At 67.9% G+C, this 26167-nt stretch carries 21 protein-coding genes, 3 tRNA genes and 1 pseudogene; 17 read left to right on the top strand and 8 right to left on the bottom strand.

Annotation, left to right across the window (positions count from 1 at the left end; translation table 11 throughout):
• Window positions 1–284: 284 nt before the first annotated feature.
• The gene (locus HL658_RS12120) at window positions 285–1085 is read left to right on the top strand and encodes a hypothetical protein (RefSeq protein ID WP_180282234.1); all 801 of its coding nucleotides are present in this window, start codon (window positions 285–287) and stop codon (window positions 1083–1085) included.
• A gap of 30 nt (window positions 1086–1115) precedes the next feature.
• Here HL658_RS12120 and HL658_RS12115 read toward each other — a convergent pair whose 3' ends face one another.
• Window positions 1116–1367 carry an HNH endonuclease gene (locus HL658_RS12115; RefSeq protein WP_343055076.1) on the bottom strand — a complete coding sequence of 84 codons (252 nt, stop codon included), beginning with the start codon at window positions 1365–1367 and terminating at the stop codon, window positions 1116–1118.
• A gap of 131 nt (window positions 1368–1498) precedes the next feature.
• On the opposite strand from HL658_RS12115, the gene HL658_RS12110 reads away from it, so the two are divergent.
• Window positions 1499–1801, top strand: coding sequence for a hypothetical protein (locus HL658_RS12110; RefSeq protein WP_180282232.1), 303 nt, complete (start codon window positions 1499–1501; stop codon window positions 1799–1801).
• 19 nt (window positions 1802–1820) lie between these two features.
• Here the strand turns inward: HL658_RS12110 and carA are convergent, their stop codons facing one another.
• Window positions 1821–3008 (bottom strand): glutamine-hydrolyzing carbamoyl-phosphate synthase small subunit, encoded by a 1188-nt coding sequence (gene carA, locus HL658_RS12105; RefSeq protein ID WP_180282231.1) that lies wholly within the window; start codon window positions 3006–3008, stop codon window positions 1821–1823.
• Between the two features lie 301 nt (window positions 3009–3309).
• Here carA and HL658_RS12100 point away from each other — a divergent pair, with 301 nt between their 5' ends.
• From HL658_RS12100 to HL658_RS37990, 6 genes and pseudogenes are all read left to right on the top strand, one after another.
• The gene (locus tag HL658_RS12100; RefSeq protein ID WP_180282230.1) at window positions 3310–3771 is read left to right on the top strand and encodes a GatB/YqeY domain-containing protein; all 462 of its coding nucleotides are present in this window, start codon (window positions 3310–3312) and stop codon (window positions 3769–3771) included.
• A 93-nt stretch (window positions 3772–3864) separates the two neighbouring features.
• Window positions 3865–4041: pseudogene (locus tag HL658_RS38145) on the top strand (CHC2 zinc finger domain-containing protein); the annotation flags it as partial.
• A gap of 495 nt (window positions 4042–4536) precedes the next feature.
• A complete protein-coding gene (gene dnaG, locus HL658_RS12085; protein WP_425485333.1) occupies window positions 4537–6732 on the top strand; it encodes a DNA primase in 2196 nt (731 codons plus the stop codon).
• Between the two features lie 167 nt (window positions 6733–6899).
• Entirely contained in the window at window positions 6900–8867 is a 1968-nt protein-coding gene (gene rpoD / locus HL658_RS12080) for an RNA polymerase sigma factor RpoD (RefSeq protein WP_180282229.1), read from the top strand.
• A gap of 94 nt (window positions 8868–8961) precedes the next feature.
• Window positions 8962–9037: transfer RNA gene (locus HL658_RS12075), tRNA-Ile, on the top strand.
• 107 nt (window positions 9038–9144) lie between these two features.
• Window positions 9145–10746 carry a DUF6538 domain-containing protein gene (locus HL658_RS37990; protein ID WP_343055075.1) on the top strand — a complete coding sequence of 534 codons (1602 nt, stop codon included), beginning with the start codon at window positions 9145–9147 and terminating at the stop codon, window positions 10744–10746.
• Between the two features lie 544 nt (window positions 10747–11290).
• Here HL658_RS37990 and HL658_RS12065 read toward each other — a convergent pair.
• Both HL658_RS12065 and HL658_RS12060 read right to left on the bottom strand, forming a co-directional pair.
• Window positions 11291–13630 carry a replication endonuclease gene (locus HL658_RS12065; protein WP_180282227.1) on the bottom strand — a complete coding sequence of 780 codons (2340 nt, stop codon included), beginning with the start codon at window positions 13628–13630 and terminating at the stop codon, window positions 11291–11293.
• Window positions 13631–13951: 321 nt separating this feature from the next.
• Window positions 13952–15634, bottom strand: a complete 1683-nt coding sequence (locus HL658_RS12060; RefSeq protein ID WP_180282226.1) for a MobA/MobL family protein — start codon at window positions 15632–15634, stop codon at window positions 13952–13954.
• 253 nt (window positions 15635–15887) lie between these two features.
• On the opposite strand from HL658_RS12060, the gene HL658_RS12055 reads away from it, so the two are divergent.
• The 3 genes from HL658_RS12055 to HL658_RS12045 all read left to right on the top strand — a co-directional run bounded on the left by HL658_RS12055 (window position 15888) and on the right by HL658_RS12045 (window position 19067).
• Window positions 15888–16199 carry a hypothetical protein gene (locus HL658_RS12055; RefSeq protein WP_180282225.1) on the top strand — a complete coding sequence of 104 codons (312 nt, stop codon included), beginning with the start codon at window positions 15888–15890 and terminating at the stop codon, window positions 16197–16199.
• A 322-nt stretch (window positions 16200–16521) separates the two neighbouring features.
• The gene (locus tag HL658_RS12050; RefSeq protein ID WP_180282224.1) at window positions 16522–18720 is read left to right on the top strand and encodes a DotA/TraY family protein; all 2199 of its coding nucleotides are present in this window, start codon (window positions 16522–16524) and stop codon (window positions 18718–18720) included.
• Window positions 18717–19067 (top strand): hypothetical protein, encoded by a 351-nt coding sequence (locus HL658_RS12045; RefSeq protein ID WP_180282223.1) that lies wholly within the window; start codon window positions 18717–18719, stop codon window positions 19065–19067. The genes HL658_RS12050 and HL658_RS12045 overlap by 4 nt, the downstream gene beginning before the upstream one ends.
• A 28-nt stretch (window positions 19068–19095) precedes the next feature.
• Here the strand turns inward: HL658_RS12045 and HL658_RS12040 are convergent, their stop codons facing one another.
• Together HL658_RS12040 and HL658_RS12035 are read right to left on the bottom strand one after the other, a co-directional pair.
• Complete coding sequence (locus tag HL658_RS12040; RefSeq protein ID WP_180282222.1) at window positions 19096–19410, bottom strand: hypothetical protein; 315 nt, start codon at window positions 19408–19410, stop codon at window positions 19096–19098.
• 374 nt (window positions 19411–19784) lie between these two features.
• Window positions 19785–19973 carry a hypothetical protein gene (locus HL658_RS12035; RefSeq protein WP_180282221.1) on the bottom strand — a complete coding sequence of 63 codons (189 nt, stop codon included), beginning with the start codon at window positions 19971–19973 and terminating at the stop codon, window positions 19785–19787.
• A 770-nt stretch (window positions 19974–20743) separates the two neighbouring features.
• On the opposite strand from HL658_RS12035, the gene HL658_RS12030 reads away from it, so the two are divergent.
• From HL658_RS12030 to HL658_RS12020, 3 genes are all read left to right on the top strand, one after another.
• Complete coding sequence (locus HL658_RS12030) at window positions 20744–20974, top strand: AbrB/MazE/SpoVT family DNA-binding domain-containing protein (protein WP_180282220.1); 231 nt, start codon at window positions 20744–20746, stop codon at window positions 20972–20974.
• Entirely contained in the window at window positions 20964–21371 is a 408-nt protein-coding gene (locus tag HL658_RS12025; protein WP_180282219.1) for a PIN domain-containing protein, read from the top strand. Before HL658_RS12030 ends, HL658_RS12025 begins: the two co-directional genes overlap by 11 nt.
• A gap of 148 nt (window positions 21372–21519) precedes the next feature.
• The gene (locus HL658_RS12020) at window positions 21520–23397 is read left to right on the top strand and encodes a potassium transporter Kup (protein ID WP_343055074.1); all 1878 of its coding nucleotides are present in this window, start codon (window positions 21520–21522) and stop codon (window positions 23395–23397) included.
• A gap of 15 nt (window positions 23398–23412) precedes the next feature.
• On the opposite strand, the gene HL658_RS12015 is transcribed toward HL658_RS12020, so the two are convergent.
• Complete coding sequence (locus tag HL658_RS12015; RefSeq protein WP_180282218.1) at window positions 23413–24432, bottom strand: extracellular catalytic domain type 1 short-chain-length polyhydroxyalkanoate depolymerase; 1020 nt, start codon at window positions 24430–24432, stop codon at window positions 23413–23415.
• 79 nt (window positions 24433–24511) lie between these two features.
• Window positions 24512–25378, bottom strand: a complete 867-nt coding sequence (gene rlmB / locus HL658_RS12010; protein WP_180282217.1) for a 23S rRNA (guanosine(2251)-2'-O)-methyltransferase RlmB — start codon at window positions 25376–25378, stop codon at window positions 24512–24514.
• A 139-nt stretch (window positions 25379–25517) separates the two neighbouring features.
• On the opposite strand from rlmB, the gene HL658_RS12005 reads away from it, so the two are divergent.
• From HL658_RS12005 to HL658_RS11995, 3 genes are all read left to right on the top strand, one after another.
• Window positions 25518–25603, top strand: a tRNA-Tyr gene (locus HL658_RS12005).
• Window positions 25604–25663: 60 nt separating this feature from the next.
• A tRNA-Gly gene (locus tag HL658_RS12000) sits at window positions 25664–25737 on the top strand.
• An 82-nt stretch (window positions 25738–25819) separates the two neighbouring features.
• Window positions 25820–26167: GTP-binding protein (locus HL658_RS11995; protein ID WP_180282216.1), on the top strand; the 348-nt coding region annotated here is incomplete at its 3' end.

Genomic DNA, 26167 nt, shown 5'->3' with positions numbered 1-26167 from the left:
CGTCGGTCGGCGCCGGCGGCACGCGGGTTCCGGGCCGACCCACGGTCTCGACGCTTCGCGCTTCTCAGCCGGCTGCCGGTGAGTTAATCTACTATTGAGGGATATGTACGAAGATATGACTTCCATCAGTGGAAAGTGGTGTTCCTTCTTTTGTCAATTGCGATGTTCGCAACGGCCTGGGGTTCGGCATGCATCATTTCAAATGCCCAAACTGTGGAAAAAATTTCGGAAGCGCCCTGTTCAAGCGATGGACCTGTCCACGATGCAAGAGCAACAACAATCTTGTGATCGTCACCCGCCGTAAAAAGGATCAACTCTACAAGGACGAGGTTGATCTGGAGAGTCGTCTGGCGGAACGCCTGAAGCTCCGACGCATGGGGCTTGGTCGGAAGAAAAAGAAGGTATCCTACGCAAAGTTCTTCATGACCGATCCCGCCGATGTCGGGATGGTCGAAGAAGAGCCGATGGAGGATCTTGACGACGACACCTGGGAGCCGCCGGCCAGATCCTACAACATCAACATGAGGTTGACGACCGGGCTGTTCCGGATGACGTGCCGGATGATCAACCTGATCGCCTTCAATCAGGCGATGACCAAGGAGAGGTCGCAACTGATCACCGGCGTTGCGGGTCGTGAACCATGCTGCGATGTCATGGGGATCGCCATCAACGGCAAGGGCAAGGTCTCCGCTGCCCATTACGCAAGCTCCGTCGGCAAATGGCCGGATCTCCTCATCAGCAAGAAGACCAAGGATCCGAAGCAGAAGCCCGAATGGTGCCACCTGATCGCCGACAGCCTGGGCGGCCCCACCGCTGCCGACAACCTTGTGGCGGCGAGCTACGGGGCCAACACCTACATGGCGGTGATCGAAGCGCTGTTGAAGGGGCATACCGCGCTGCGTGTGACGGTCAAGGCCTATTGCAGCGCCGATCACTTCGCCGAGTTGATCGTCTACAAGATCGATTACAATCACCATTCCATCAGCTTCGACATCGACGGCCGCAACTACAACTTCACCATCGACGACATGAAGGATGTGCAGGACAAGCTGAACGCCTGGCTCAAGCAGCACAAGGTTCCGTGACCGCAGCCGGGACCGCCGCCAGCGGGAGAACTACCGCCGGCGTGGTCGCGGCCCGTGGTGGCCGTCCATGAACTCCGCGGGCTTGCGGCGGACCCAGCGCAGGAAGGCGGCGATTTCCGGGTGCTCCCGCAGCCGCTCGGCTGTGTGGAAGTGATCGCGCAGCTCCGCCTCGGTCAGCACGGCGTGGACCTTGGCGTGGCAGATGCGGTGCAGCGTCACCGTCTCCCGCCCGCCATGGGTGCGCGGCACCAGGTGATGCTCGTTGACGCTGGGACCGGGCACCAGCGGCCGGCCGCAGAGGGGGCAGGGGGGACGGATGGGCTGGGGACCGGAGGGCGGGGAACCGGCGGGATCACGTCCTGTTGGCTCTCGCATCACGCCGCCCCATCAGCCGCCCATGCAGGAGATCCATCATGGCGATGCCCGACCGGAAAGCCGCGGACCAGGATCCCGGCCGTCACGCGCCGCCGATGCCGCCACCCGGTGGAAGCCCGGTGGAGGTCCGGGACGCCGCCTTGCGCGACCCCGCCCCCTTCGGCCTGTACCAGCGGGCGGGCGAGCCGGGCGCCGGACTGGCGGCGGAGGACGACGTCCCCGTTGTCACCCCGCACGCCAACCCGTCCAACGCGCCGCGCGGCTGGACGTTCGGCGGCTCCTGGATGCTGGCGCTGCTGGCCGTGTTCGTGCTGATCGCGCTCGCGGCCCTGGCGCTTTGATGGTGGTGGCCGCCGCCGCTCAGGGCAGCGGGCGGCCCTCCATCAGGTCCACGAAGCGCTTGAACAGATAGTGGCTGTCCTGCGGGCCGGGCGACGCCTCCGGGTGGTACTGGACGGAGAAGACCGGCCGGTCCTTCAGGCGGATGCCCTCGTTGGAGCCGTCGAACAGGCTGACGTGGGTCACCTCCACCTCGGCCGGCAGGCTCTCCGGCACCACGACGAAGCCGTGGTTCTGGCTGGTGATCTCGACCTTGCCGGTGGCCAGGTCCTTGACCGGGTGGTTGGCGCCGCGGTGGCCGCGCGGCATCTTCTCGGTGCGCCCGCCCAGCGCCAGGGCCAGCATCTGGTGGCCCAGGCAGATGCCGAACATCGGCACGCCGGTGTCCATCAGGCCGCGGATGGTCGGCACGGCGTAGGTGCCGGTCGCCGCCGGGTCGCCGGGGCCGTTGGACAGGAACACGCCGTCCGGCTTGTGGCGCATCACGTCTTCCACCGACGCGTCGGCGGGGACCACCGTCACCTTGCAGCCGGCGGCGGCGAGGCAGCGCAGGATGTTGCGCTTGGCGCCGAAGTCCAGCGCCACCACATGCTTCGTCGGGTTGTCCTGGGTGGCGTAGCCCTTGCCGATGGTCCAGTCGGCCTCGGTCCAGCCGTACATCTGGCGGCAGGACACCTCCTTGGCGAGGTCCATCCCCTCCAGCCCCGGCCAGCCGGCGGCCTTGGCGCGCAGCGCGTCGAGGTCGAAGACGCCGTCGGGGCTGTGCGCCACCACCCCGTTGGGGGCGCCGAGGTCGCGGATGCGGCGGGTCAGCCGCCGGGTGTCGATGCCGGCCAGCCCGACCAGCCCGTAGCTCTTCAGCCAGTCGTCCAGATGCCGGGTGGCGCGCCAGTTGGACGGTTCGGTGATGTCGGCGCGCAGGATCAGGCCGCGGGTCGCCGGGGTCACCGTCTCGATGTCCTCCGGGTTGGTGCCGACATTGCCGACATGCGGGAAGGTGAAGGTGATGATCTGGCCGGCGTAGCTGGGATCGGTCAGGATCTCCTGGTAGCCGGTCATCGAGGTGTTGAAGCACACCTCGCCGACGGAATCGCCGACGGCGCCGATGCCGCGCCCGCGGAAGACGGTTCCGTCCGCGAGCACCAGGACTCCGGTCAGCGGGCGGGTGTCGTCAGTGGACGACGCGTCGGGGGGCGTGATCTCGGGCATTCCGATCGGGACCTTACATGAAGCCGTCGCCGGTGACAGGTCCGGACGCTGCGGGCGGCGGCGGCCATGGAGGGCCCGCGCGTCGAGCCGCCGGCCCGGTCGTCCCGGACGGCGCGCAAAACGGCGATCCTTTAGACGGTCGGGGATGGGCGGTCAAGCCGATATGGGCGCTTCACGGCGCGCAATCCACCCCCGAAACCCACCCGTACCGGCGAACCGCAGGCTTGGGCAGCGATTGATGTGGCGGAGCATGGCCGATTCTGGTCATATCCGCCTCTGAGCGAGGGTACGGAGAACGACGATGCTGCGCACGCGGCTCAACGAGGCCTTGAAGGAAGCGATGCGGTCCAAGAACCAGCGCGCGGTGTCCACCGTGCGTCTGATCCTGGCCGCGCTGAAGGACCGGGACATCGCGGCGCGCGGTCGCGGCGTGACCGACGGCATCGATGAGACCGAGATCATGGCGATGCTGCAGACCATGATCAAACAGCGCCAGGAATCCATCCGGCTCTACGAGCAGGGCGGGCGCTGCGAGCTGGCCGAGCAGGAGCGGGAGGAGATCGTGGTGATCGAGACTTTCCTGCCCAAGCAGCTCACCGAAGCCGAGGCCGGGCAGGCCATCACCGACCTGATCGCCGAGATCGGCGCCGCCAGCGTGAAGGACATGGGCCGCACCATGGCCGAGCTGCGCGCCCGCTACGCCGGCCGCATGGACTTCGCCAAGGCCGGTGTCCTGGTGAAGCAGAAGCTGGCGGGCGGCTGAGGCGCGGTCCGGGTGATGCCGGACGCCCCGTTGGCGGGCGGGCGTCCGATCTGCTATAGCGGACGACCGATCCCGTCACGGTAACCGCCGCCCATGGCCTTCCCGCCGCAGTTTCTCGAGGAGTTGCGCGTCCGGCTGGCGTTGTCGGACGTGGTGTCGAAGCGGATGCGCCTGATCCGCGCCGGCCGCGAGTACAAGGCCCCGTGCCCCTTCCACAACGAGAAGACCCCCAGCTTCTACGTCAACGACCAGAAGGGGTTCTTTCATTGTCTGGCGGCCGAAACCGGGGTCATCCTGCGGGACGGCGTGCACCCCATCGGCTCCCTGGCGGGCACGACGCAGACCGTCCTGACCCGTGGCGGCCGGTGGGTTCCGGCCGCGTTCAAGGCGTACGGCGTCCAGAAACTGTACCGGATCACCCTGTCCCGCAACGGGCTGTCCAAGACCCTGTACGCGACCGACGGACACCGCTGGTTCGCCCGCGGTGTGACGGGGGAACTCACCACCGCCGGGCTGCGGCCCGGCCATCGCCTGGAGGCGGTGCTGCCGGAACGCCGGACGGACTGGACCCTGGATCCGGCGGGTGTCGCGCACGGGATCGTGTTCGGTGACGGGTCGGTGGCAAAGGGGTACGGGCACGTACACCTTCACGGCGAGAAGGACCGTATCCTGGCCGGATGGTTCCCGGACCAGACGCCGGTGACGCGGCACACGGAGCTGGGCAAGCCCGACCTCCGAGTCTATGGCGGCCGGTCGTTCGGGCATATGAAGGCGCTGCCGTCGCTCGAGGAGAGCGACGCCTATCTGCTGGGCTTCCTTGCCGGCTACCTCGCGGCCGACGGTCATGTGGCCAAGGACGGCACGGTGATGCTGAACAGCGCCCGGCGGGAGCATCTCGAATGGGTGCGGGTGGCCGCCCTGCGGGTCGGTATCGGGACCTATGGCATCACGACGGCAACCCGTCAGGGGCTCGCCGCCGAAGCGTGCGACCTGCACCGGATCCATTTCGTCCCGTCGACACTGAACGCGGCGATGTTCCTGGGAGAGGTCGCCCGCCAGCGTTTCGAAGCGTCGGAGAAATCGTTCGAACGACTCCGCTGGACGGTCGTCGGTGTCGAAGACAGCGGCCGTGAGGAGGAGGTGTATTGCGCCGAGGTTCCGGGCGAGCACGCCTTCGCCCTTGAAGACAACATCCTCACGGGAAACTGTTTCGGTTGCGGCGCCCATGGCGACATCATCGGCTTCGTCATGCGCCACGACAATCTCGGCTTCCCCGAGGCGGTCGAGCAGTTGGCGGCGGAGGCCGGGTTGCCGGTGCCGCGGGCCAGCGACGAGGACCGGCAGCGGTACGAGCGGCGCAAGACGCTGGGCGATCTGGTCGAGCAGACCTGCCTGTGGTTCGAGCAGCAGTTGCGCACCCACGCCGGGCGGACGGCGCTGGAGTATCTGGAGCGGCGTGGGCTCGACGGCGACGCCATCGCCCGCTTCCGGCTGGGCTACGCGCCGCCGGATTCCGGGGCGCTGCGGCAGCATCTGCTGAAGCAGGGCTTCGCCGAGGAGGACATGGTCACCGCCGGCGTGCTGAAGCGGCCGGACGACGGCCGCAGCCCCTTCGCCTTCTTCCGGCACCGGGTGATCTTCCCGGTCACCGACCGGCGCGGCACCGTGGTCGCCTTCGGCGGCCGCATCCTGGAGGGCGACGGGCCGAAATACATCAACACCGGCGACACCCCGCTCTTCCACAAGGGCACGCTGCTCTACGGCCTGTCGCGCGCCCGGGGGGCGGCGGCGGACGGGCAGCCGGTGATCGTCGCCGAAGGCTACATGGACGTGATCGCGCTGGTGCGCGCCGGTTTCACCGGTGCCGTGGCGCCGCTCGGCACCGCGCTCACCGAGACCCAGGTGCAGGAGCTGTGGAAGCTGATCCCGTCGGCGGAGAAGGAGCCGCTGCTCTGCTTCGACGGCGACAATGCCGGCCGGCGCGCGGCGTGGCGGGCGGTGGAGCGCATCCTGCCCCACCTCGCCCCCGGCCAGTCGGCCCGCGTCGCCTTCCTGCCGGAGGGGGAGGACCCCGACAGCCTGCTCCGCGGTGGCGGGCCGAAGGCCATGCAGGCGGTGCTGGACGACGCCATCCCGCTGGCCGAGGCGCTCTGGCGCATGGAGACGGAGGGGCGCCGCACCGACACGCCCGAGGCCAAGGCCGCCGTCAAGGCGGCGCTGGAGGCGCGGGTGGACGCGATCGCCGACCGCACGGTGCAGGGCTATTACCGCACGGAGATGCGCCGCCGCCTGGACGAGGCCTTCCAACCGCCCCGCATGACCGGTGGCGCCGGGCGGCCCTGGCAGCCGGCGCGGCCCGGCGGGCGCTTCGGCGCCGGGCCGCCGCGCCGGCATGTGCCGGGGGTGCCGGGGGCCCTGACCTCGCCGCCGCCGGGGCACACGCGCACCTCACCCATGCGGCTGGGGCGGGCGATGATCCAGGAGAAGCTGGTGCTCGTCACCCTCATCAACCATCCGGGGTTGTTCGACGAGGTGGGCGAGGCGCTGGGCATGGTGCCGTTCGCCGAAGGACCGCTCGAAGATATGCGGCAGGTGTTGCTGGCCTGCTTCGCTGATGATGCGCTGGTCGACTCGGGACTTGACGCCGCCGCGCTTTGTCGCCACTTGTCGTCAACCGGATACGAACCCATTTTGAGCAATCTACTGAGCAAGGCCGTACTCGATCATGCCGCCTTCGCCCGTGCCGACGCGTCGCTTGAGGACGCGCGGCGGGGGTGGTGGCTGACGTGGCGGCATCTGCACGGGAAACATCTTCGGGCTGAACTTCGGGAAGCCGAATTGGCCCTTGTGAAGGACACGAGCGAGACCAATCTTGCGCGGGTCGTTGCGTTGCGCCGGGAGGTGTTGGAAGCCGGCCTGGGCGGCGACGATGACGACGACGGTGGTGCGGCTTTCGGGTGACAGTCGCGGCGTGTCCGTCGGCAAAAAAAACAAGAAATGGGAACGTAGGGGCCGGAACGACGGTTCGGGGCGGTATGGGACCGATGCATCGGCGTTCGACGGCGCGGTAAGTCGCAGCCGTTGACCGCCATATCTTCTTCTAAGGTTACTGCGGGGGCAGCGATCTGATGGCCACGAAAGCAGCGAACAGCGTCGAAGTGTCCGAAACGCGGGATGAGACCGGCGACGGCCCGCTCATGGACGGGATGGGCTTGGCGGTCAAGAAGATGATCGCCCGCGGCAAGGAGCGGGGCTACGTCACCTATGACGAGCTGAACTCCGCGCTGCCACCGGACCAGTCGTCCTCCGAGCAGATCGAGGACACGATGGCGATGCTGTCCGAGATGGGCATCAACATCGTGGAGTCCGAGGAGCCGGACGACGCCGCCAACGCCGAGGAGCGCTCCGACGGCGAGGGCCGCTCGGCGGGCAATCTGGACGACGACGACATCGGCCGCACCGACGACCCCGTGCGCATGTATCTGCGCGAGATGGGCTCGGTGGAGCTGCTGTCCCGCGAGGGCGAGATCGCCATCGCCAAGCGCATCGAGGCCGGGCGGGAGATGATGATTGGGGCGATCTGCGAATCGCCCATGACCATCCGCGCCATCATCGAGTGGCACGACGCCCTGATGGAAGGCAAGATGCTGCTGCGCGACATCATCGATCTGGACGCCACCTATGGCGGTGGTCCGGACGGTGAGGGCGTGCCGCCGGAGGCCATCGCCGCGGGCGCTCCGGAAGCTACCGAGGCGGAGCCGGAGACGGCCGAGCGCGAGGAGCCGATCGAGGGCATGGAGGGTGAAGGCGAGGGCGACGAGGAGAACAACCTCTCCCTGTCCGCCATGGAAGCCGCCCTCAAGCCGCAGGTCATCGAGACCTTCGAGAAGATCAAGGCGACCTACGACAAGCTGCACAAGCTGCACGAGGCGCGCATCGGCGCCATGCAGCGTGGCGAGGACGTGGCCAAGCAGACGGACAAGAAGTACGAGAAGCTCAAGACCGAGATGGTCGAGCTGATGAACACCGTCCGCCTGAACAACCAGCGCATCGAGCAGCTCGTCGAGCAGCTCTACGCCCTGAACCGCCGGCTGACCGGTTACGAGGGCAAGCTGCTGCGCATGGCGACGGACTGCAGGGTCAAGCGCGAGGACTTCCTGAACCAGTATTTCGGGCATGAGCTGGACCCGAACTGGGTGGACCGCATCCGCGGCCTGAACCCCAAGACCTGGGGCAAGTTCGTCGAGAAGCACGGCACCGAGGTGGTGCGCACCCGCGAGTCGATCAGCGGCGTCTCCGACGAGGCGAAGCTGCCGATCGGCGAGTTCCGCCGCATCGTCTCCACCGTGCAGAAGGGCGAGAAGGAAGCCAGCCGGGCGAAGAAGGAGATGGTGGAGGCCAACCTGCGCCTCGTCATATCCATCGCCAAGAAATACACGAACCGCGGCCTGCAGTTCCTGGACCTGATCCAGGAGGGCAACATCGGCCTGATGAAGGCGGTGGACAAGTTCGAGTACCGGCGCGGCTACAAGTTCTCGACCTACGCGACGTGGTGGATCCGGCAGGCGATCACCCGCTCGATCGCGGACCAGGCGCGGACCATCCGCATCCCGGTCCACATGATCGAGACGATCAACAAGCTGGTCCGCACCAGCCGCCAGATGCTGCACGAGATCGGCCGCGAGCCGACCCCGGAGGAGCTGGCGGAGCGGCTGATGATGCCGCTGGAGAAGGTCCGCAAGGTGCTGAAGATCGCCAAGGAGCCGATCTCCCTCGAAACGCCGATCGGCGACGAGGAGGATTCGCATCTCGGCGACTTCATCGAGGACAAGAACGCGGTTCTGCCGCTCGACGCCGCCATCCAGGCGAACCTGCGCGAGACGACCACCCGCGTGCTGGCCTCGCTGACCCCGCGCGAGGAGCGGGTGCTGCGCATGCGCTTCGGCATCGGCATGAACACGGACCACACGCTGGAAGAGGTCGGCCAGCAGTTCAACGTGACGCGCGAGCGCATCCGCCAGATCGAGGCGAAGGCCCTGCGCAAGCTCAAGCACCCCTCGCGGAGCCGCAAGCTGCGCAGCTTCCTCGACACCTGAGCGGAGCGGCATCGGTTGAAACGGAACGGGGGCCTTCGGGCCCCCGTTTTCGTGTTGCCGTCCGCCGATTTTCCCGCCAAAGTCGCCCGTCCGTGGGCCTGTAGTTCAGCGGTTAGAACGCGCCGCTCATAACGGTGTTGTCGTCGGTTCGAATCCGGCCGGGCCCACCATGATCTCCTAGAAACCTTGGCCTGCCTACACCCGTTGGAAATCCTCTGGATTTTGCGTGTGAGCCTCCACACAATGCCTCCACACACAGCGCATTCGGGGGCGGGTCGTGGCGGGGCGGAAGAGGGCGGCAGGGAGGCCCAAGTCGGGCGATTGGCGACACATCGTGGAACGGGGCGGCAGGCTATATCTGCGCCTCCGGGTGCCGGCTGATGTGCAGAGCCATTTCGGCGGGCGCTCCCATCTGGAGCGCGCGCTCGGTACGTCGGATGTGGTCGCGGCTCGGAGGGCGCGGAACCGGCTGCTCCCGGAATGGGAGGCGGCTTTCGCGGAAGCCCGGACCCTCCCGACTCCTGACGCGTACCGCCCGGTGCTGGAGCGCTACGGGCTGACTGGACCGGCTACGCCCGACTCCATCCGCCGGCTGCGGGAGGCGTTGAGCCTGGAGTCGCAGATCGCGGCTGACGCTGATACGGCCTACGAGGAGCGCCTTGAACGCGAGCGTGCCTCGGCTCGCGCCTGGGTGGACGGTTTGTCAGATGGCGAGGTGGAGGCGCTACGGACGCGCGCGCTCTACGCCCACCGTCTCCCGGCCCTCCTGCCGGGGCAGCCGAAGCGGCCCATTGCTGCGCTGGCGTCTGGTGCCGTGGTAGCGCCCGACGAGGTGATAACCGATCTGGATCGCGTGGAAGGGAGGGTCGTTCCTGCGTCGCCCTCGGCGTCTGTAGGGGTCACGATTACCGACGCGCATGCGCTGTATCTCGCTGAGACTCCCGACCTGTCGCCGCGCACGCGGCGGGAATGGGAGACGGCCGTGAAGGAATTCACAGAACTCCACGGTGATATGCAGGTGAAGGACATCACCAAGGCAGCGATGATCGCTTACAAGGACAGCCTGCGGTCGCATGTCACAGCAAAGGGCACGCCGCGCAGCCCGGCGACGGTCAACAAACTGCTGAGCGCGATCCGCTCGATTCTTGAGGTCTCAATCAATCATGGGCACCTCGCCGAACCCAACCCGGCAGCAAAACTGACGATACGGATCAAGGACAAGGGGGGAGTGGGGCGGAAGCGGATGCCGCTCCTGATCTCAGAAATCGAAGCGGTGCAGGTTTCGCGAGAAGATCGGGATTACTGGCTCTGGTGGCTGCTGGTGTACACCGGCGCGCGGCTGGGTGAGATTGCCCAGATGCGCAAGGCGGATGTCGCGGTGAGGGGCGGTGTGCCCTGCATCCTCATCCACGACGACGGAGGTCGGCGAGTCAAAAACGGTGGCTCCGTCCGTGCCGTACCGCTGCACCGTGATATCCGCGCCGATTTCATCGCCTGGGTACAAAGCCGGCCGGATGGCCCCCTCTGGCCTCGGTACTGGCGCGAGGTGGATGGCGTGATGGCGCCGCACACAGACCCCGCCTCCAAGCGCTGGAATCGGACGCTGCTGCTGGCGGGCGCCCACGGCGATAGGAAATGCGTGCATTCGATCCGGCATGCTTTCAAGGATTGGCTGCGCGTCAACACACGGGACGAGGAGATGCGCGATGCCATCATGGGGCATTCCGGCGGGGGAATCGGTCGCGACTACGGCTCCGGCCATTTCGTCCAGAAACTACAGCGCGAGATTGACAAGATTGACCTAGGACAAATCAAGAGGTTGCAGGAAGCGGACCTCTCGGAATGGCAGCGGGAGGTTGATGACCATGGCGCGGATTGACGAGCGGTATGCGCGGGCGGTAGCCTCTGGTCCTCGGGTTTTCTGATAATGGGTTCATCATGAGAAAGGCTTATTTGTCTGCTGAACAGGCAGCGAAATATTTGGTGGAGGAAGGATGGTGGATTTTGGATGATAGAAATCGCCCAATTCCTGGTAGTGGCCCAGACGAAACAGCGGCCGACAAATTCCTGTCTAATCGCCTCGCTGCTCTTGAGACTGTCGCGGAAAATCTGAACAGGCGGCGCCGTCTCAAGGCTGAGGAGAGTAAGCCGGCGGATGGGGGTGATGGGTCGCCTGATGGTCCCGGACGAAAGTAACTGCGCCGTCTTGTATGGTATACCCTGGCGAGACGATGTCACGAGACAGCCGAGCCCATGTTTCCCGTGTTTCGGATGGCTCTCCTGCGCGCGTTGAGACATTAGATGCCGGAGGTGTAGGGCCATTCGAGACATGAGCGCCGATGTCGGGCAGCCGCCACCGGTCGCCGCGTTTCCAGGGCACCGTTATCGTCCGATCTTGAAATTTTCTTACCCGCCGCTCGGCGTCAGCCGGGCGGCGGCGGCCTACCCGGGGTTCCCCCCTTGTGATCGTCTGGAGTAACAGCAACGGTGGTCCACTCGCCGAGCGGCACCCTCGCCTCTATCGCTGCCACCTCCCGCAGGTGCGCAGCGGCCATTGCCAGACCGGTGACCATCAGCCGCGCGCGCACCGGCTGCGTCACCTGTCGGCCGCCGTCCAGCAGGCGACGTGCCGCGCGGTGAGCGATGGCCTGCCGTACCGCGTCAACGGCGGCGGCGCGTGCTGCGTCCTGGGCCCGCTCGTCCACCTCGTCAGCCGGCCCCGCTGGCAGGCTGTGGGCGAGCCGCACCGCAGGATGTGTTGTCACCGCCCATGTCTCCCCGCTCGCTGTGGAGTGACGCACGGCCTCCCCACCGGCCTCAGCCGCCCGCCGCCCCTCACGCAGCAGGGTGCGTACCCTCCGCCCATCCATCTCAGCGATGCCGGTGGTGGCGCGGTACAGCGCACCCAATCGGGTGACTCGTGGCCTCCGGACGGTCGCGAGGCGGGAGTCTGGCGCAGCAGCAATCGCCGACTCGGCCCGCTGCCGGGCGGCCCTGCGCCTCTGCTCTATGAATGGCGTAAGATGCGCTGGCGCAGCAGCAATCGCCGCCTCGGACGCTTCGATTCGCATCAGCCGCCGGCCGGCGGCATCCGCCTCGCGCCACGCCTCGGCATGGCGGATGAGGATGTCCAGGGCCTCCGCGTCGCGGCGGCTGAGGATCAGAGTCCTGAGCCGGTGCATGAGCGTCCCCTCTGGGGCGTCCCGTGCGGTGGCAATTCCCTCCCAGATACCCATGATGCCGCGCGGTAGCCCGAGCAGGCCATAGGACCTCGCCTCATGAGCGCGGGTAAAACGAGATTCGTCCGAGACTCCCTCGTTCTCATCAACGCATTTCGTCACGTATTTTGTGACGTAGTTGACGATCGATGACATTGTGCTATCGCCGTTTTTCTCCCGCAGGACTCGCACGTTCACGCGGTAGTCTGAAAATGCTGCTGTCTCCGTCGCATCGGCCCGCTGTGGTCCCATCGTCCAGTCGTCCTCGCGGGGTACCCCAGTGCGCCTGTCGACGGTGCGCACCACCCTCATGGCGCGGCATCGGGCGCGGTCCTCCGCCGTGTCCTGGCGGTGCGTTTCCAGCGTCGGCCACCCTCCCCCGGTGAGGTAGCGGCAGAGCACATCCACGTCGTCGCGGTGTAGCCACAGCAGGATGTGCCTGTGCAGCACTCCACCCCTGGTACCCTCCTGGCACCAGATCCCCATCGTGTCTCGGCCGCGCCGCTGCAGGTATGCCCGCAGTGGTGTGAGTACGCCGCCGTGCCACGCCTCGCTCAGGTGCCGCCGACGCTGGACGAGGTGCCACTTATGGGGGTCAAACTCCGAAGTTCTGCCCGCCTCGAATACGGCGTGTGGCGTGGCCTCGCCCTCCGGAATGAGGGTGACGAACACGGGCACAACGTCCGGGTCGCTCTGCCTCCGCTCGTCCATCGCGTGGATGACCGCACGCAGAGTCGCATGCCGGCGGCGCCGCGCCGACGCGGCCAGCCCGTGCAGCGGCACAGTGGTTCCGCTCGCATTGGCAGCGTAGGCGCTGGACAGGAACGCATAGGTTGCAGCCTCAGTGTGCGCCACCCACCTCCTCGCCGCCGGGGCTAGGTACCTGGAACGGCGAGGGTCTACGAGGCGCAACACGTCGCCGACATGGATGTGAAGCCGACGCGCCCATTTCCTCAACCGCCGTCTGTGGAACGCCTCGTCAGCGACGAGGCGTTCCTCTGGTGAGGCGCTGGAGCGGGGTAGTCCCCGCGCCGCAGCAGCCCGCGCCGTGTCGTCCTGCGTCAGTCGTGCCCCCATGGCTGCAGCAGCGGCGAGGGCGTCCATGGCGTGCGGATCGTGTCGTGCCCGAAGCACCGACAGCAGCGCGTCGCGGGTCTGCTCTGGCGCAGCCTCCCCCTCGGACTCCTCCGCGACGACGGCGGCCATCGGCGCAATGATGTCGAGCGCCAGCCGCTGCGCAGCCTGCTCCCATGCCTGGGGGGCGCTGCGAGCGTGCCCGCACCGGGAGAGAAACGCCGCCGTCTCCTGGCCGTTGAGACCGCCCATGACGTCGAGCACCAGCCGCTCGGCAGGTAGGAGGTGCGCGTACTCGTTGGGGTCTACACTCTCGCAGCACACCCAGCGAAGGCGCCCTGTCTCGTCGTGGTGTACGGTCGTGGCGGAGTCTATGCGCTCCAGCAGGGCCTCCAACGACGGCCGCAGCGTCAGCCGCCACGCACGGTCCAGCCGCGTTTCGGGGTCCTGAATATCGCCATCAAACGGCATGATCTACGCTCCCCAATGGGAGCGATGCTCGGAGACGACTGCGGCGGCGGTGGAGAGAGGATTTCGGGGGCGGGCGTCTAAATAACGTTGTCGCCGAGTCCGTGTTACCCTATAATTGATTCCATCGTCACAGTCGTCGTCCGGTCATCGCCCCGCTCGCCAGCAAGGTTGATTGGAACCGAAAAGCAAAGAGCCCAGCGCGGCATGCCGCGCTGGGCTCTTTGCATTCGCGGCGTCGACTATTCTCGCAGAACCGTCGGATCGGCGAAACTTGACACCAAGAGCGGTTTTGTATATTTCGTTCGAAGTCGGAGCATCCGACTATTTCACTCCTCTGCCGCTGGTAAACGAGTTTACGCCTCCGGGACCCGGCGGGGCGAGCGATGGTGTGAATTCGTCATCGCTGTATCCATGATTTACATATGATTGATGTTGAATCGTCTTCCTAACGGGCTGATGCGGGCCGTCCGTTACCCGCCGCTCTGCAACAGCCCGCTCCGCGTCGGCGGTTGCGCACGCCTCGGTCCAGAGCCTCCCGGCTGCCGTCTCCCGCTCCAGGCGGTAGCCAACCCGGCGGCGGTCCCGGTCGTCCAGCACCCGCGCTGCACCGTCCAGCGTCCGCCGCGCGGCTCTCACCGCGTCCTCCTCGCCCCTCCGCTCGGCGTCGGCCAGCGCCCGCGCTGCCTCTGCTGCGAGAGGCACCGGCCGCTGCAGAGCGGCGGGCGGGTCACTGTTTACCCGTTGCCGCTCCTCCTCCTGCATACGCCTCCGCTCGTCCTCGACGGTGCGGGCGAGGTCGTCATTGCCCACCACCAGCCCGGCCCGTGCCGCTGCCCGAGCCGCCCGCTCCCGGAATGCCGCGCTGCCGCTGTCCAGGGTGACGCCCTGCCACCCCCTGGCCCTGGCGAGCGTCACCAGCGCGGCAATGGCCGCATCGGACGGCTCCGCCCGGCCCTGGCCCCGTCCGCGCCACGCTCCGGCGACGGTCAGACGGTCGCCGTGATCGGCGACGGTGGCGCCGTCGTGGAGTCGGACGCGCGGGCCGGCATCGTGCTGCAGATCCAGGCTGCGGACCTGGGCGGCCAGTGCGGGGAGGTCGTCCAGGGGGCCGTACCGGCTGCGGAGAAGACGCAGTTTGTACCCCTCGGCACGGCGACGGCGTTGCTCCGGCGTCAGCGGCGGCCCTGCCTCCCGCGCGGTGGGCAGTGGGTGGCGGGCGCGCCTCTGCTCCTCCTCGGTGAGGGCGGCGACGGCCAGTCCGGCACGGCGGTGCTCGGTTCTGGCCCGGTGGATGTTGCCGCGTTCGGTTCGCTGACGCCGCTCCATCTGGATGATGGTCGGCCCGAGATGCCGCGTCGGCGCTTGGTCTACGCCCTGGTCGCGGTAGGAACGGTGGTCTTGCCGTTTACTGAGTCCCGCGGCGGAGAGGGCGGCATTGATGTGCTCGGCCCAGCGCGCGCGGAGTGCTGTCACGGCGTCGGCGCCGTCAGCCAGCCGGGACACGGTTTTGCTCGGGCCGTCCGGCGTCAGCATGCTGTGCGTGCATAAAATGTGGGCATGCCAATTGAGGCCGCTCCCGCCGGGGAGGTCTTCCGCTGTGCCCGGCTGTCGCCTGGGCGGAGCGTGGATGGCGAAATCGACCCCCACTCCCTCGGCTGCTAGGGCGCGGGTGAATGACCGTACGAGGGCGAGACGCTGCGCATCGGTGAGCGCGGCGGGGAGCGCCACCTCCACCTCTGTCGCGAGCCTGGAATTTTTCCTCGTCGCGGCCGTCTCGACGGCGCCCCAGAGCGCCTGTCGGTCCTGCGCCCATTCACAGCCGGGTGGCGCGATGATTTCGGCGTGCACGACTCCGCCGCGACGGCGGTAGTCGTGGGTTTCCCCAGTGCGCGGATCCTCCAGCCTCGCGCCGGCTCGGTATGCAGCGGCGGCCACGGCTGAGCGTCCTGCGGCGCGGCCGACTGATTTGACGGTGCAGTGGTATTGCGTGTCCAGCGTCGCCATGCAGTCTCCATTTTCTCTCTGCCGCTCCGGCGGCGGCCGTCGCAGACTGACAGCCGCCGCAGGCTGCCCCCGCAAGGGCGCGCGGAAAATGCCTTGGCATTTTCCATAAGTGCGCCCTTCGGGGATGTTCCCTTCGCTGTCGCTTGGCCGGTGGCCGAAATTTCCGGCCTCTCCGCCGGTCCTCTTCCACCGTCCCTGAATGGCCTCACATGCTCAGCATGTGAGGACAACGACGAGCGTGGGGAGGGGCACCGTGACGATTTCGGATTCAGGCATTGCGGGCTGGCTCGACAGTCTGACGGACGGCGACCTCGCTGACCGTCGCCGGGCAGCAGAGCAGCGGCGGGCGCGGGCGGAGCAAACGCTCGCCCGGCTGTCTGCGGACAGCCGCAAAATTGACACCCGCCGAAAAATCGTCCTGGGCGGTGCGCTGATGGCGGCTGCCCGTCGTGATCAGGAAATCCGCGCGGTCCTCTATCGCGTCCTCAATGCGGAAATCGTTGCCCCGCGTGACCGGGCATTGCTCGGTCTGCCGCCACGCGCGGCCGACGGAGCGGCGCCATGATGCCGGCTCCGGCTTCGCTCTGCTCTGCCGGCCTCCCGCTGCTGGCTCTGCTCTGCGCGCAGGCGTCGGCATCCGTCGCGCTCCTCCTCGCCGTCCCGGTCGTCCGTCTGCTGGCGAGCGGGCCGTCCGTGACCGTTTCCACCCTCTGCGCAGCCTACGGCGGCTGGACGCTCTGCGCTGTCGCCCTGGCGCTGGTGCTTGCACGGCGGAGGAGTCGTAGATGCGGGTAGACAGCGACCCGCCTCGGCCTCGCCGGGGTCTCATTAGAGGCGTCCTGCGCTGGGGTTTCCCGGTCCCTGCCGCGCGGCCGGGCGCGGTTTTCATGACGGCCGCCCGCGTCGCGACGGGCAGGCACGGCCCACACCTCGCGGTGGTCTACCTCCTCCTCCTCGCCATTATCATCCTCGGCTCCCTCGGAGTTGGCGTCGCATTTGCGGAGGCGTTGGGCGGAGATGCTGCCGCCGATACGCTGCCGCTGCAATGGCTCCGCTCGCTCGTGGGCGACCATCCCACGCTCGGCGGCGGTGGTGGCGGCAGTACGGCGGTGACGGTCGTTCTGGAACGCCTCAATGCGACCGTCCTCGCGCTGGCCGGCGTGCTCCTGGGGTACGTGATCGTCCGTGGCGTCGTCATTGCCGCCGGGCAGGGCCGCGCCCTGGGCGACGGTGTGCCATGGCTCGCACCAATTCGGTGTGTCGTCGCTCTCGCCCTGCTCGTCCCGCTGCCCGGTGGCCTTTCCGGCTCGCAGGCCGTCATCCTCGGCGTCGCGCGTCTGGCGGACTCCCTGGGAGACGCCGCCTGGGGAGGCACCCTCGACCGGCTGCACGCCGGAACGACGACGGTGACGCCGGAGATGGTCGTTATCCCGGATGCGATGGTGCGGGCGGTCCTGTCGGCCGCCACCTGTGCCGCGACGGCGAATGCGGCGCTGGGCAGCGCCTACGTCACCCTTGATGTCGAAGAGCGCGCCACGACCGTGGGCGCCACCACCGGTACGACTACGGTGATGCGATGGGGCGGCAAAAATGGTCTCTCCGGCATTGCTCCGGACGCCTGCGGGTCGGTCTCATGGTCCAGCGCCATCGGGCGCGCGGCCACCCCCGGACAGCAGGCGCTCGCGCGGCTCGACGCTGAGGGGGCGCGCGCATTCTCCTCCGCCATCTCCTCCCTGGTGAGCGACCTTTCCTCCCTCGGCGCTCAGGGTGCGGCAGCAGTCCTGCCGCCGGCTCTGGGTGGGACAGGGGAGGGGGTGTCATCGGCGGAAATCTCTCGGATCGTCGCCGGGTTTCAGGCTAGATACACTCTAGAATTGCAGAATGCCGTCAACCGCGCCTCCCCCGACGCGGAACGGGAATGGCGAGATGAGGCGAAAAGGGCCGGTTGGACCCACGCCGGGTTATGGTTCCGGTCTATGTCCGTTCTGCAATCTCAGGTGGTTGCTCTCGCTCAGCGTCAGCCGGGCCGCCCGTCTCCGCCGTCGTACGCTGGGCTACCGCCTGAGGCTATGGGTCTGGTCGGCCGTGCGGTGCGAGGTGTGGACGCTGCGTATGCCGCCTCCCGTCCGGCCGGCGCGCCTGATCCGGCTGTGGTCGGGCAGTCCATTCAGACGGTGCAGGCTCGGGCGGGTGGCGCGGCGGGCGCGGCGACGACGGGCACGGCGCTGGAGGGGGAAATCGTCGGCTATGTGGGCGACCGCATTCGAGGCCTGCTCTCCTCCCTGACCCTGGGGGCAGACCCAGTGGGCAGCCTGGGCAAAATCGGCGGCGTTTTGGTCGCGGCGGGAAGCGGGACCGCCCTCGCTGTCGCGGTCGCGGCGGCGGTTCCCATTGCCGGCAATGGCGTTTTGGCCGCGATGGGCCTAGTCTACGTCCCCTCCCTGCTGCTCGTCGGCGCAGGCATGACGCTCGGCGTGGTGGTGCCGACGATGCCGCTCGTCCTGTGGCTGTGGGGTGTCATGGGCTGGGGTCTGTCCATCGCCGAGGCGCTGGCCGGCGCGCCGCTCTGGCTCATGGGGCATATCAGCCTGGAGGGTGAGGGAATCGAGGGCGCGCATGGCGGGCACGGCTACCTGCTGGCCCTCAACGTTTTATTGCGCCCGCTCCTGATGGTGCTGGCATTTTTCGCTGCCGTCCTGCTCCTGACGCCGCTCACACGCTACGTCGGCGATGCGTTGCTCGCGGGGATTTCGTTGGTGTCGCCCGACTCCCTCGTCGGCCTCGTCATGATGACAGGCTATGTCGTCATGTACGCGGCCGTCATGGTCGCGGCCACTTACGCCGTTTTCGGAATGATCAACAGCGTCCCGGAACGGTCGCTTGCGTGGATCGGCGGTACCATGGCGGGCGGGGGCATGGACCATGATCGGGCCGCCGTCGTTCTGGCACCCGCGACGGCGCCCGGCCGCGCGCTGCCGCAGAATTCTCCCCTGCCGCGTGGTGCAAGACCGCCGGCCGGCGCCGAGGCGAACGGCGGAACGGGGTCGATGACGCAGCATGTTCCCCCGCCTGGAGGTGCGAAATGACCGATGATGAGGATACTCTGCCCCTGGCTGAGCGTCTGGACCGCGACGGTTGGCCGTCCGAGATGCTGGGGCCTGTTCCGCGCCCTGGCGGTCCTGTTTGCGCCCGCGTCCTGGCCGGCCTTGGGCGCTGGCGCAGGGAGGTGGACCAGCGCGCAGACATTCAGGCCGCGCGAGCGTGGGAGGAGGGGAGAGGCGAGGAGGTGGCGGCGGCGCTTGCCCGCGTCGAAAGGGAAATTGCCGCCTGGGAGCGGTTGCCCTCCCCGAGCGCGGCGGATCGCCTGATCGCGCTCCGCGCTCGTCGGGTCTATCTGCTCAGCCTTCGGGATCGCCAGCCGCCGCGACCGTGACTCACGGTCACGGCTTGCGTGGGACGGGCTACCCTCCTCCCTGCCGCCTCGCCTCCGCAGCAGCAACCCTCAGCCCGACCGCAAACGGCGTCATTGGCTCGCCGGGGCCGAGCAGGCCGCATGCGGTGGCTGCGACGCAGAGCATGTGCGGCGCCCTGTCGCAGTCGGCGACCGGCTCGTCATAGCCGGCGGCGACGCGTTCGACGAGCGTCGCAGTTCGCAGCAGAACACGCGCCGCTGCCGCAGGAGTGAGGCGGCCTGTGCTGGCGAGCGCAAACGCCTTCGCCTCGTCGACCCGCCGCTCGAAAGCGGCGGCGTCCATGGTGTAGGTCGACCTCGTCATACTGCCCTCCCGGCTGCCGGCTGTGTCAGAGGGCAGGGCAGCGTCTCGCGCCCGCCGTACCAACGCGTCGGCGCGAAGACGGTGCCAATCCGCACGAATCCGTCCGTATTCCCGAGCGCGTAATCCGCGGCGGCGAGGGCGCCCGCCTGATGGTGCTCTGCGCCGAGCCTACCCCCGGCAGCCCATTCGCCGGTCGGCAGCACGCAAGGCACGCCGACGGGGACGGAGCCTCTGACACTGGCGTCGCAGCGGTGCCAGTCTCCCCACGCCCGGACCAGAACGTCAGTCATGGGTGACCTCCAATATGTGTATGTCCATCGTCGTCTCCGTAGTGGCGCGGGATTCAGAGATCGCCCGGCGCCTCGGTCGTGAGGTCAGGCGGAGCCGGCGTACTCTGCCCCGGCCAGAAGCCGCGATTGCAGCGCCTCCAGCGCAGCAATCGCATCGCCGACTGCCGCAATAACGGCGGCACGATCGGGGGCGTCGAGCGCGGCCTCAACGACGTCAAGCACCGCGTCGAGCGTGACCAGAGTCACTGCGGTATCGATCTCAATGCTGGTCATTTGCACCTCCATGTTTGCGTTGATGCATATAATTCTGGCGATGATAAAACATGCTGTCAATAAAAAATTCGCCTGTACTTGTATATTGTGAGTCTCTTGTCTTCTCAATATTTGGTTTTTCATTTGCGGATACGAAAACGATATCCGCTTTACACAGGTTGTCCGTTATCGTTTCCGTAAATGAGTCTCCTCTGTGGGCGCTCCGCCGTCCCCGTGATCCACGGGCATGCGCGCCATGCCGCGCGCCTCAGAGCGCTGGCGGCGTGGCGTGCAGGCCGCAGGCCGTATGCCGGTGGATCATGGGGACGGCGTCGGGTGGGCCGGCACGTTGGGAAATCGTTTCCTCAAATCCGGGCGCGAGAAGACGTTGACGGTTCGCGGCTGCGAACGTCACGGCGGCCCGCCAGCCGCCGGGACGCGGCGGAGCCCCTGGGGGCGGAGCGCGCACCATTCCGGGCGGGGGAGGCTGAATCAGGGAGACGCTGACGGTAGGCCGCGACCGACTCCCGTCAACGGTCTGATACGGGAATCCGCCGGATGTCCTACGGCCGCTGAGCCCCACACAAACGCACCACACAAAACGTGCGCCTGTCTCGGATAAGTCGTTGAAAAATAATGGAAAGTCCGCCAAAGGTTGCCCTCCGGCCGGGCCCACCATGGTTTTCAGGGTTCCGGCGGGTCGTCGGCGCCCCGGGCTTGACAAGGCGGTCTCCTTGACCCGGCTGCTCCGGGATATACATACTGAGCATTGTATATCCGCGAGGTGCCGCATGCAGGTTTCCAAATGGGGCAACAGCTTGGCCATCCGTCTTCCCGCTGCGGTCGTGGAGGCACTCGAACTCCGGGAAGGCGATGAAATCGAGATCCGCATCGCCGATGCGCGGGAATTTGCTGTCGCACGCAAGCCCGGCCGCTCGGAACTGCTGAGGCGGCTGCAAGCGTTTCGAGGACGTCTCCCGGCCGATTTCACGTTCGATCGGGACGAGGCGAATGCCCGGTAGTTTCCTCGACACCAACATTCTCGTCTACCTCGCGTCGGGCGATCCGGAAAAGGCTGATCGGGCCGAGCATATTGTCAATCAGGGTGGCACCATCAGCGTGCAGGTGCTGAACGAACTTGCCAATGTTGCTCGCCGCAAGATGCGCCTGTCCTGGCAGGATACCGGTACCCTTCTTTCGCTTATCCGCGCTTTGCTCACGGTACATCCTCTGACCTTGGCCACGCACGAACTCGGTCTGGCGCTCGCTGAACGTTACGGCTTGTCCATTTACGACGCGATGATCGTGGCCGCTGCCCTTCAGGCGGAGTGCGATACATTGTGGTCGGAAGACATGCAGCATGGCCTGGAGATTGATGGCGGGCTGCGCATCGTCAATCCGTTCCGCACCGTGACGTGATCATCAAGCGTGGCCCACCGTCGAGGGAACTGTTCGCGACGGTGACCGGCGTTACGCCATCCCGTGCCAAACGCCGCATTGACACCCGCGGCCGTTCCGTGATGTAGGCTGTTCGCACTATCCCCTCCGACAACCCACGCCGGTCACCGTGTCGCAACCCGCAAGCAAGGGGTCCTCGGCGGCCCTGTTCGTCGCCGCCATCGGCGTGGTGTTCGGGGACATCGGGACCAGCCCCCTCTATTGCATCAAGGAGACGTTCGGCGGGCACCATCCGCTGCCGATCGACCGGTTGCATGTGCTGGGCGTGCTGTCGCTGGTGTTCTGGGCGCTGGCGCTGATCGTCGCGGCCAAATACGTCGTCATCATCATGCGGGCCGACAACCACGGGGAGGGCGGCAGCCTGTCGCTGCTGGCGCTGCTCAACCGGGCCCTGCCGCCTGGGTCGCGGACGGCGGCCGTGGCGGGGTCGCTGGGGCTGGCGGCGGCGGCGCTGTTCTACGGCGACAGCGTGATCACCCCGGCCATCTCCGTGCTGTCGGCGATGGAGGGGTTGCAGGTGGCCGCCCCCGACTACGCCTTCCTGATCGGGCCGCTGACGCTGGTGATCCTGGTCGTGCTGTTCGCCATCCAGCGGTCGGGCACGGCGGCGGTCGGCACCGTCTTCGGGCCGGTGATGGTGGTCTGGTTCGTGGTGCTGGCCGTGCTGGGGGTGCGGCAGATCGCGCAGGACCCGTCGGTGCTGTGGGCGATCAGCCCGCACCACGCGGTGCGGTTCTTCATGGCGGAGAAGGTGAACGGCTTCCTGGCGCTGGGCTCGGTGGTGCTGGCGGTGACGGGGGCGGAGGCGCTCTACGCCGACATGGGGCATTTCGGGCGCGGACCGATCCGTCTCGCCTGGAGCCTGATCGTCTGGCCCGCGCTGCTGATGAACTACTTCGGCCAGGGGGCGCTGCTGCTGGCCCAGCCGGCGGCGGTGGAGAACCCGCTCTTCCTGATGGCTCCCGCCTGGACCGCCATGCCCATGGTGGTGCTCGCCACCTTCGCCACCGTCATCGCGTCGCAGGCGGTGATCTCCGGCGCCTTCTCGGTGACGCACCAGGCGGTGCAACTCGGCTACCTGCCGCGGCTGCACGTCCTGCACACCTCGGAAAGCGAGCGCGGCCAGATCTACCTTCCCTTCGTCAACTGGGCGCTGGCGGTGGCGGTGGTTCTGCTGGTTGCGGGCTTCGGCACATCCAGCAACCTCGCCGCCGCCTACGGAATCGCGGTCACCGGCACCATGGTGATCACCGCGGTGATGGCCGGCATCGTCATGCGCCGGCTGTGGGGCTGGAACAGCCGGCTGGTGTGGGGGCTGGTCAGCGTCTTCCTGGTGGTGGACCTGGCCTTCTTCCTGGCCAACGCGGTGAAGATCCCGCATGGCGGCTGGTTCCCGCTGGTGATGGGGGCCGTGCTGTTCGCGGTGCTCACCACCTGGAAGCGCGGCCGGCAGCGCCTGCGCGAGGCGATGGAGCACGACGCCATCCCCATCGAAACGGTGCTGGACAGCGCGGATTCGCTGCCGCGGGCGCGCGGGACCGCGGTGTTCCTGTCGGGCAACGCCCGCGGCACGCCGGTGGCTCTGCTGCACAACCTGAAGCACAACCAGATCCTGCACGAGCGGCTGGTGCTGCTGACCGTGTCGGTGGAGAACGACCCGGTGGTGCCGGTCGCCGAGCGCGCCGCCTCCTGGCCGGTGCGCGACGGGGTGGTGCGGGTGGTGCTGCGCTACGGCTTCATGGAGGCGCCGGACATCCCGCGCGCCCTGGCGAACGCCAAGGAGCAGGCGCTGGGCTTCTTCTACGAGCCGATGCGCACCTCCTACTTCGTCACCCGGGTGATCGCGCGGCCGACCGGCCGCTCGGGCATGGCGCCCTGGCGGGAGGAGCTGTTCGCCTGGATGGTCACCAACGCCGCCACCTCGACCGACTTCTTCCACCTGCCGATGAACCGGGTGGTGGAGCTGGGGGCGAACGTCGAGATTTGAGGGAGGCGGTGCCGGTTACGGCACCAGCCCCCAGTCCTTCGCGGTGACCAGCGCGGCGCAGAGGTCGGCGTCGCGGATGTGCTCGCTGGGGGTGCCGCAGCGGGCGGCCGACGGCGCCGGGTCGATCGGGGTGGCGTGGGGGAAGCCTTCCAGCAGGTAGCGCACCACGACGGCGCGCCCGTCGGTCCCGGCGTAGGTCTCGCGCGTCAACGGCACCGTGCCCGCCGGCACCGGCTCCACCCGGACCGGCTTGGCCGGCACCCCATGCACATTCGTCCACTGCTCGGTCAGCTCGCCGGAGACCGTGGGGGCGACGGTCGGGTCGGTCGTGCCATGCCAGATCGCCACCGTCGGCCAGGGACCGTCGTAGCTGTGGCGCAGCCGCTGGGCGGCGATGTCGCGCACCAGCTTGCCCCAGTCCTGCGGCTTGCGGTTGACCCGGCCCTGCATGCAGGCGAAGGCGTTGGTCACGTCGCCGCCGGGAAACAACGAGGTCGCACCCGCCGCGCAGCGGTAGGGCACGCCGGCGACCAGCGACCCGCCAGCGAACCAGTTCGGGTACACGGCCAGCATGACCGCCGCCATGCCGCCGCCCGCCGATAGGCCGGTGACGTACAGCCGCTTGCGGTCGATGGGCACGCGTCGGCCGAGATGCTCGACCATGTTGGCGATCGAGGTCTGCTCCCCCGGCAGGATGCCGTTGTCGCCCGAATAGAACCAGTTGAAGCAGAGGCTGCTGTTGTTGACGGCCTTCTGCTCCGGCGCCACCAGCGCGAACTTTCCGGCGGCGGCGAGCGCCAGCCAGCCGCTGCCCTCGGCGTAGAGCCGGGCGTTCTGCTTGCAGCCGTGGAGGACCACCACCACCGGCACCGCCCCGGCCGCGTCGGGCGGCACATACTCGTGCATCAGCAGATTGCCGGGATTCTCGCCCCAGGCCCGTCCGAAGTCGGGCACCGCGGTCAGGCTCTGCGCTGCGGCGCCACCGCTCCAGGTCGCGGCGAACGCCGCGCACAGACCAACCACCACAGCGCGCATGATCCGCCTCCAAAAAGCCGAATTCGACGCGCCGGAGTGTCGTCCCGCAACCGCGAAAAGACAACGGTCAAAGCAGCCGTCAGTCCCGTCGCCGGGCCACCTCGTAGAGCGCCACGGCCGCGGCGTTGGACACGTTCAGGCTGCCGACCGGGCCGCCGGTGGGCAGCCGGACGATCTCGTCGCAGCGCTCGCGCGTCAGCCGCCGCAGCCCCGCGCCCTCCGCCCCCATGACCAGCGCCGTGCGGCCGGACAGGTCCAGCTCCGCCACCCGCCGCGCCCCCGATTCGTCGAACCCAACGCACCAGAAGCCGCCCTGCTGCAACTCCTCCAGCGCGCGGGCGAGGTTGGTGACCCGCAACAGCGGCACCGACTCCAGCGCGCCCGAGGCGCTCTTGGCGAGCACGCCGGTCACCTCCGGCGCGTGCCGCTCCGTCACCACCACGGCCAGGGCGCCGAAGGCGGAGGCGGAGCGCAGGATGGCGCCGACGTTGTGCGGGTCCGTCACCTGGTCCAGCACGACCACGCAGGCGGGCAGGGCGGCCGACTCGGCGACCCGGATCACATCGTCGACTCCGAGCTCGGGCAGCGGCGCGGCGTCCAGCGCCACGCCCTGGTGCACCGCCCCCGGCGGCAGCAGCCGGTCGAGATCCGCGCGCTCGACGGGGGTGGGTTGCGGCCGGTCCAAACCGCGGCTGCGCGCCTCGGCCAGGGCGCCGGCCACCGATTCGCGGCCGGCCGCCGTCACCAGAAGCCGGCGGCATCGACGCTCCGGATTCAGCCACGCCGCGGTCACCGGGTGCACGCCGTAGAGCATCCCCGGCGCCGCCCCGCCGCCACCCTGGCCGCCGCGCCGGCCGCCGTCGCCACGCCCCCCCTCCCGTGCCGGAGGGGCGGAATCCCGGCCTTGGCGGGCGGGAGGATGGGGGCGCTTCAGGGGCTGTGCCATGGGGTCCGGACGGGTGGGGGAGGGGGGCTGCGGCGGGTGCCGCCGAAAAATGTTCAAGCCCACATCAGGGGCGTTGACAAGGGGCGAAAAATTCTCATAGTGCCGAACTCCGCGCCGGGGAAACACGGCGCGGCACCTTGGAAGGGTGGCCGAGTGGTTAATGGCAGCAGACTGTAAATCTGCCCTCTCCGGAGTACGTAGGTTCGAATCCTACCCCTTCCACCATCATCTGTCGGCTTGCCGGGATCGTCTGATCCGGGTGGCCGCGCCGGCGGGACGAGCGAGGCGGGTGTAGCTCAATGGTAGAGCAGAAGCCTTCCAAGCTTATGACGAGGGTTCGATTCCCTTCACCCGCTCCATCCCGCGCGCGCCCCTGGGTCGAGACGTCTCCCGTCCGGCCCTAATTGTGCGTTGCGAACGCCGGGGACGAAAGATACTGCAATGGCGAAGGCAAAGTTCGAGCGGAACAAGCCGCACTGCAACATCGGCACCATCGGTCACGTTGACCACGGTAAGACGTCTCTGACGGCTGCGATCACGAAGATTCTGGCGGAGACGGGCGGGGCGACCTTCACGGCGTACGACCAGATCGACAAGGCGCCGGAAGAGAAGGCGCGCGGGATCACGATCTCGACGGCGCACGTCGAGTACGAGACGAAGAACCGTCACTACGCGCACGTGGATTGCCCCGGCCACGCCGACTACGTGAAGAACATGATCACGGGTGCGGCGCAGATGGACGGCGCGATCCTGGTTGTGTCGGCGGCGGACGGCCCGATGCCGCAGACG

It is taken from the genome of Azospirillum oleiclasticum (genome assembly GCF_013423485.1).
GTDB lineage: Bacteria > Pseudomonadota > Alphaproteobacteria > Azospirillales > Azospirillaceae > Azospirillum > Azospirillum oleiclasticum.
Note: the sequence above shows the minus strand (reverse complement) of the source record. Positions and strands in the feature narration are given on the sequence as shown.

What these genes read in the sequence shown, in the direction of transcription:
- HL658_RS12060 (WP_180282226.1), bottom strand. Translation starts at nt 15,634, where the DNA reads ATGGCGACGCTGGACACGCAATACCACTGCACCGTCAAATCAGTCGGC.
- HL658_RS12065 (WP_180282227.1), bottom strand. Translation starts at nt 13,630, where the DNA reads ATGCCGTTTGATGGCGATATTCAGGACCCCGAAACGCGGCTGGACCGT.
- dnaG (WP_425485333.1), top strand. Translation starts at nt 4,537, where the DNA reads ATGAAGGCGCTGCCGTCGCTCGAGGAGAGCGACGCCTATCTGCTGGGC.
- rpoD (WP_180282229.1), top strand. Translation starts at nt 6,900, where the DNA reads ATGGCCACGAAAGCAGCGAACAGCGTCGAAGTGTCCGAAACGCGGGAT.
- HL658_RS12025 (WP_180282219.1), top strand. Translation starts at nt 20,964, where the DNA reads ATGCCCGGTAGTTTCCTCGACACCAACATTCTCGTCTACCTCGCGTCG.
- HL658_RS12050 (WP_180282224.1), top strand. Translation starts at nt 16,522, where the DNA reads ATGACGGCCGCCCGCGTCGCGACGGGCAGGCACGGCCCACACCTCGCG.
- HL658_RS12035 (WP_180282221.1), bottom strand. Translation starts at nt 19,973, where the DNA reads ATGACCAGCATTGAGATCGATACCGCAGTGACTCTGGTCACGCTCGAC.
- HL658_RS12030 (WP_180282220.1), top strand. Translation starts at nt 20,744, where the DNA reads ATGCAGGTTTCCAAATGGGGCAACAGCTTGGCCATCCGTCTTCCCGCT.
- HL658_RS12045 (WP_180282223.1), top strand. Translation starts at nt 18,717, where the DNA reads ATGACCGATGATGAGGATACTCTGCCCCTGGCTGAGCGTCTGGACCGC.
- rlmB (WP_180282217.1), bottom strand. Translation starts at nt 25,378, where the DNA reads ATGGCACAGCCCCTGAAGCGCCCCCATCCTCCCGCCCGCCAAGGCCGG.
- carA (WP_180282231.1), bottom strand. Translation starts at nt 3,008, where the DNA reads ATGCCCGAGATCACGCCCCCCGACGCGTCGTCCACTGACGACACCCGC.
- HL658_RS12015 (WP_180282218.1), bottom strand. Translation starts at nt 24,432, where the DNA reads ATGCGCGCTGTGGTGGTTGGTCTGTGCGCGGCGTTCGCCGCGACCTGG.
- HL658_RS12100 (WP_180282230.1), top strand. Translation starts at nt 3,310, where the DNA reads ATGCTGCGCACGCGGCTCAACGAGGCCTTGAAGGAAGCGATGCGGTCC.
- HL658_RS12040 (WP_180282222.1), bottom strand. Translation starts at nt 19,410, where the DNA reads ATGACGAGGTCGACCTACACCATGGACGCCGCCGCTTTCGAGCGGCGG.
- HL658_RS12110 (WP_180282232.1), top strand. Translation starts at nt 1,499, where the DNA reads ATGGCGATGCCCGACCGGAAAGCCGCGGACCAGGATCCCGGCCGTCAC.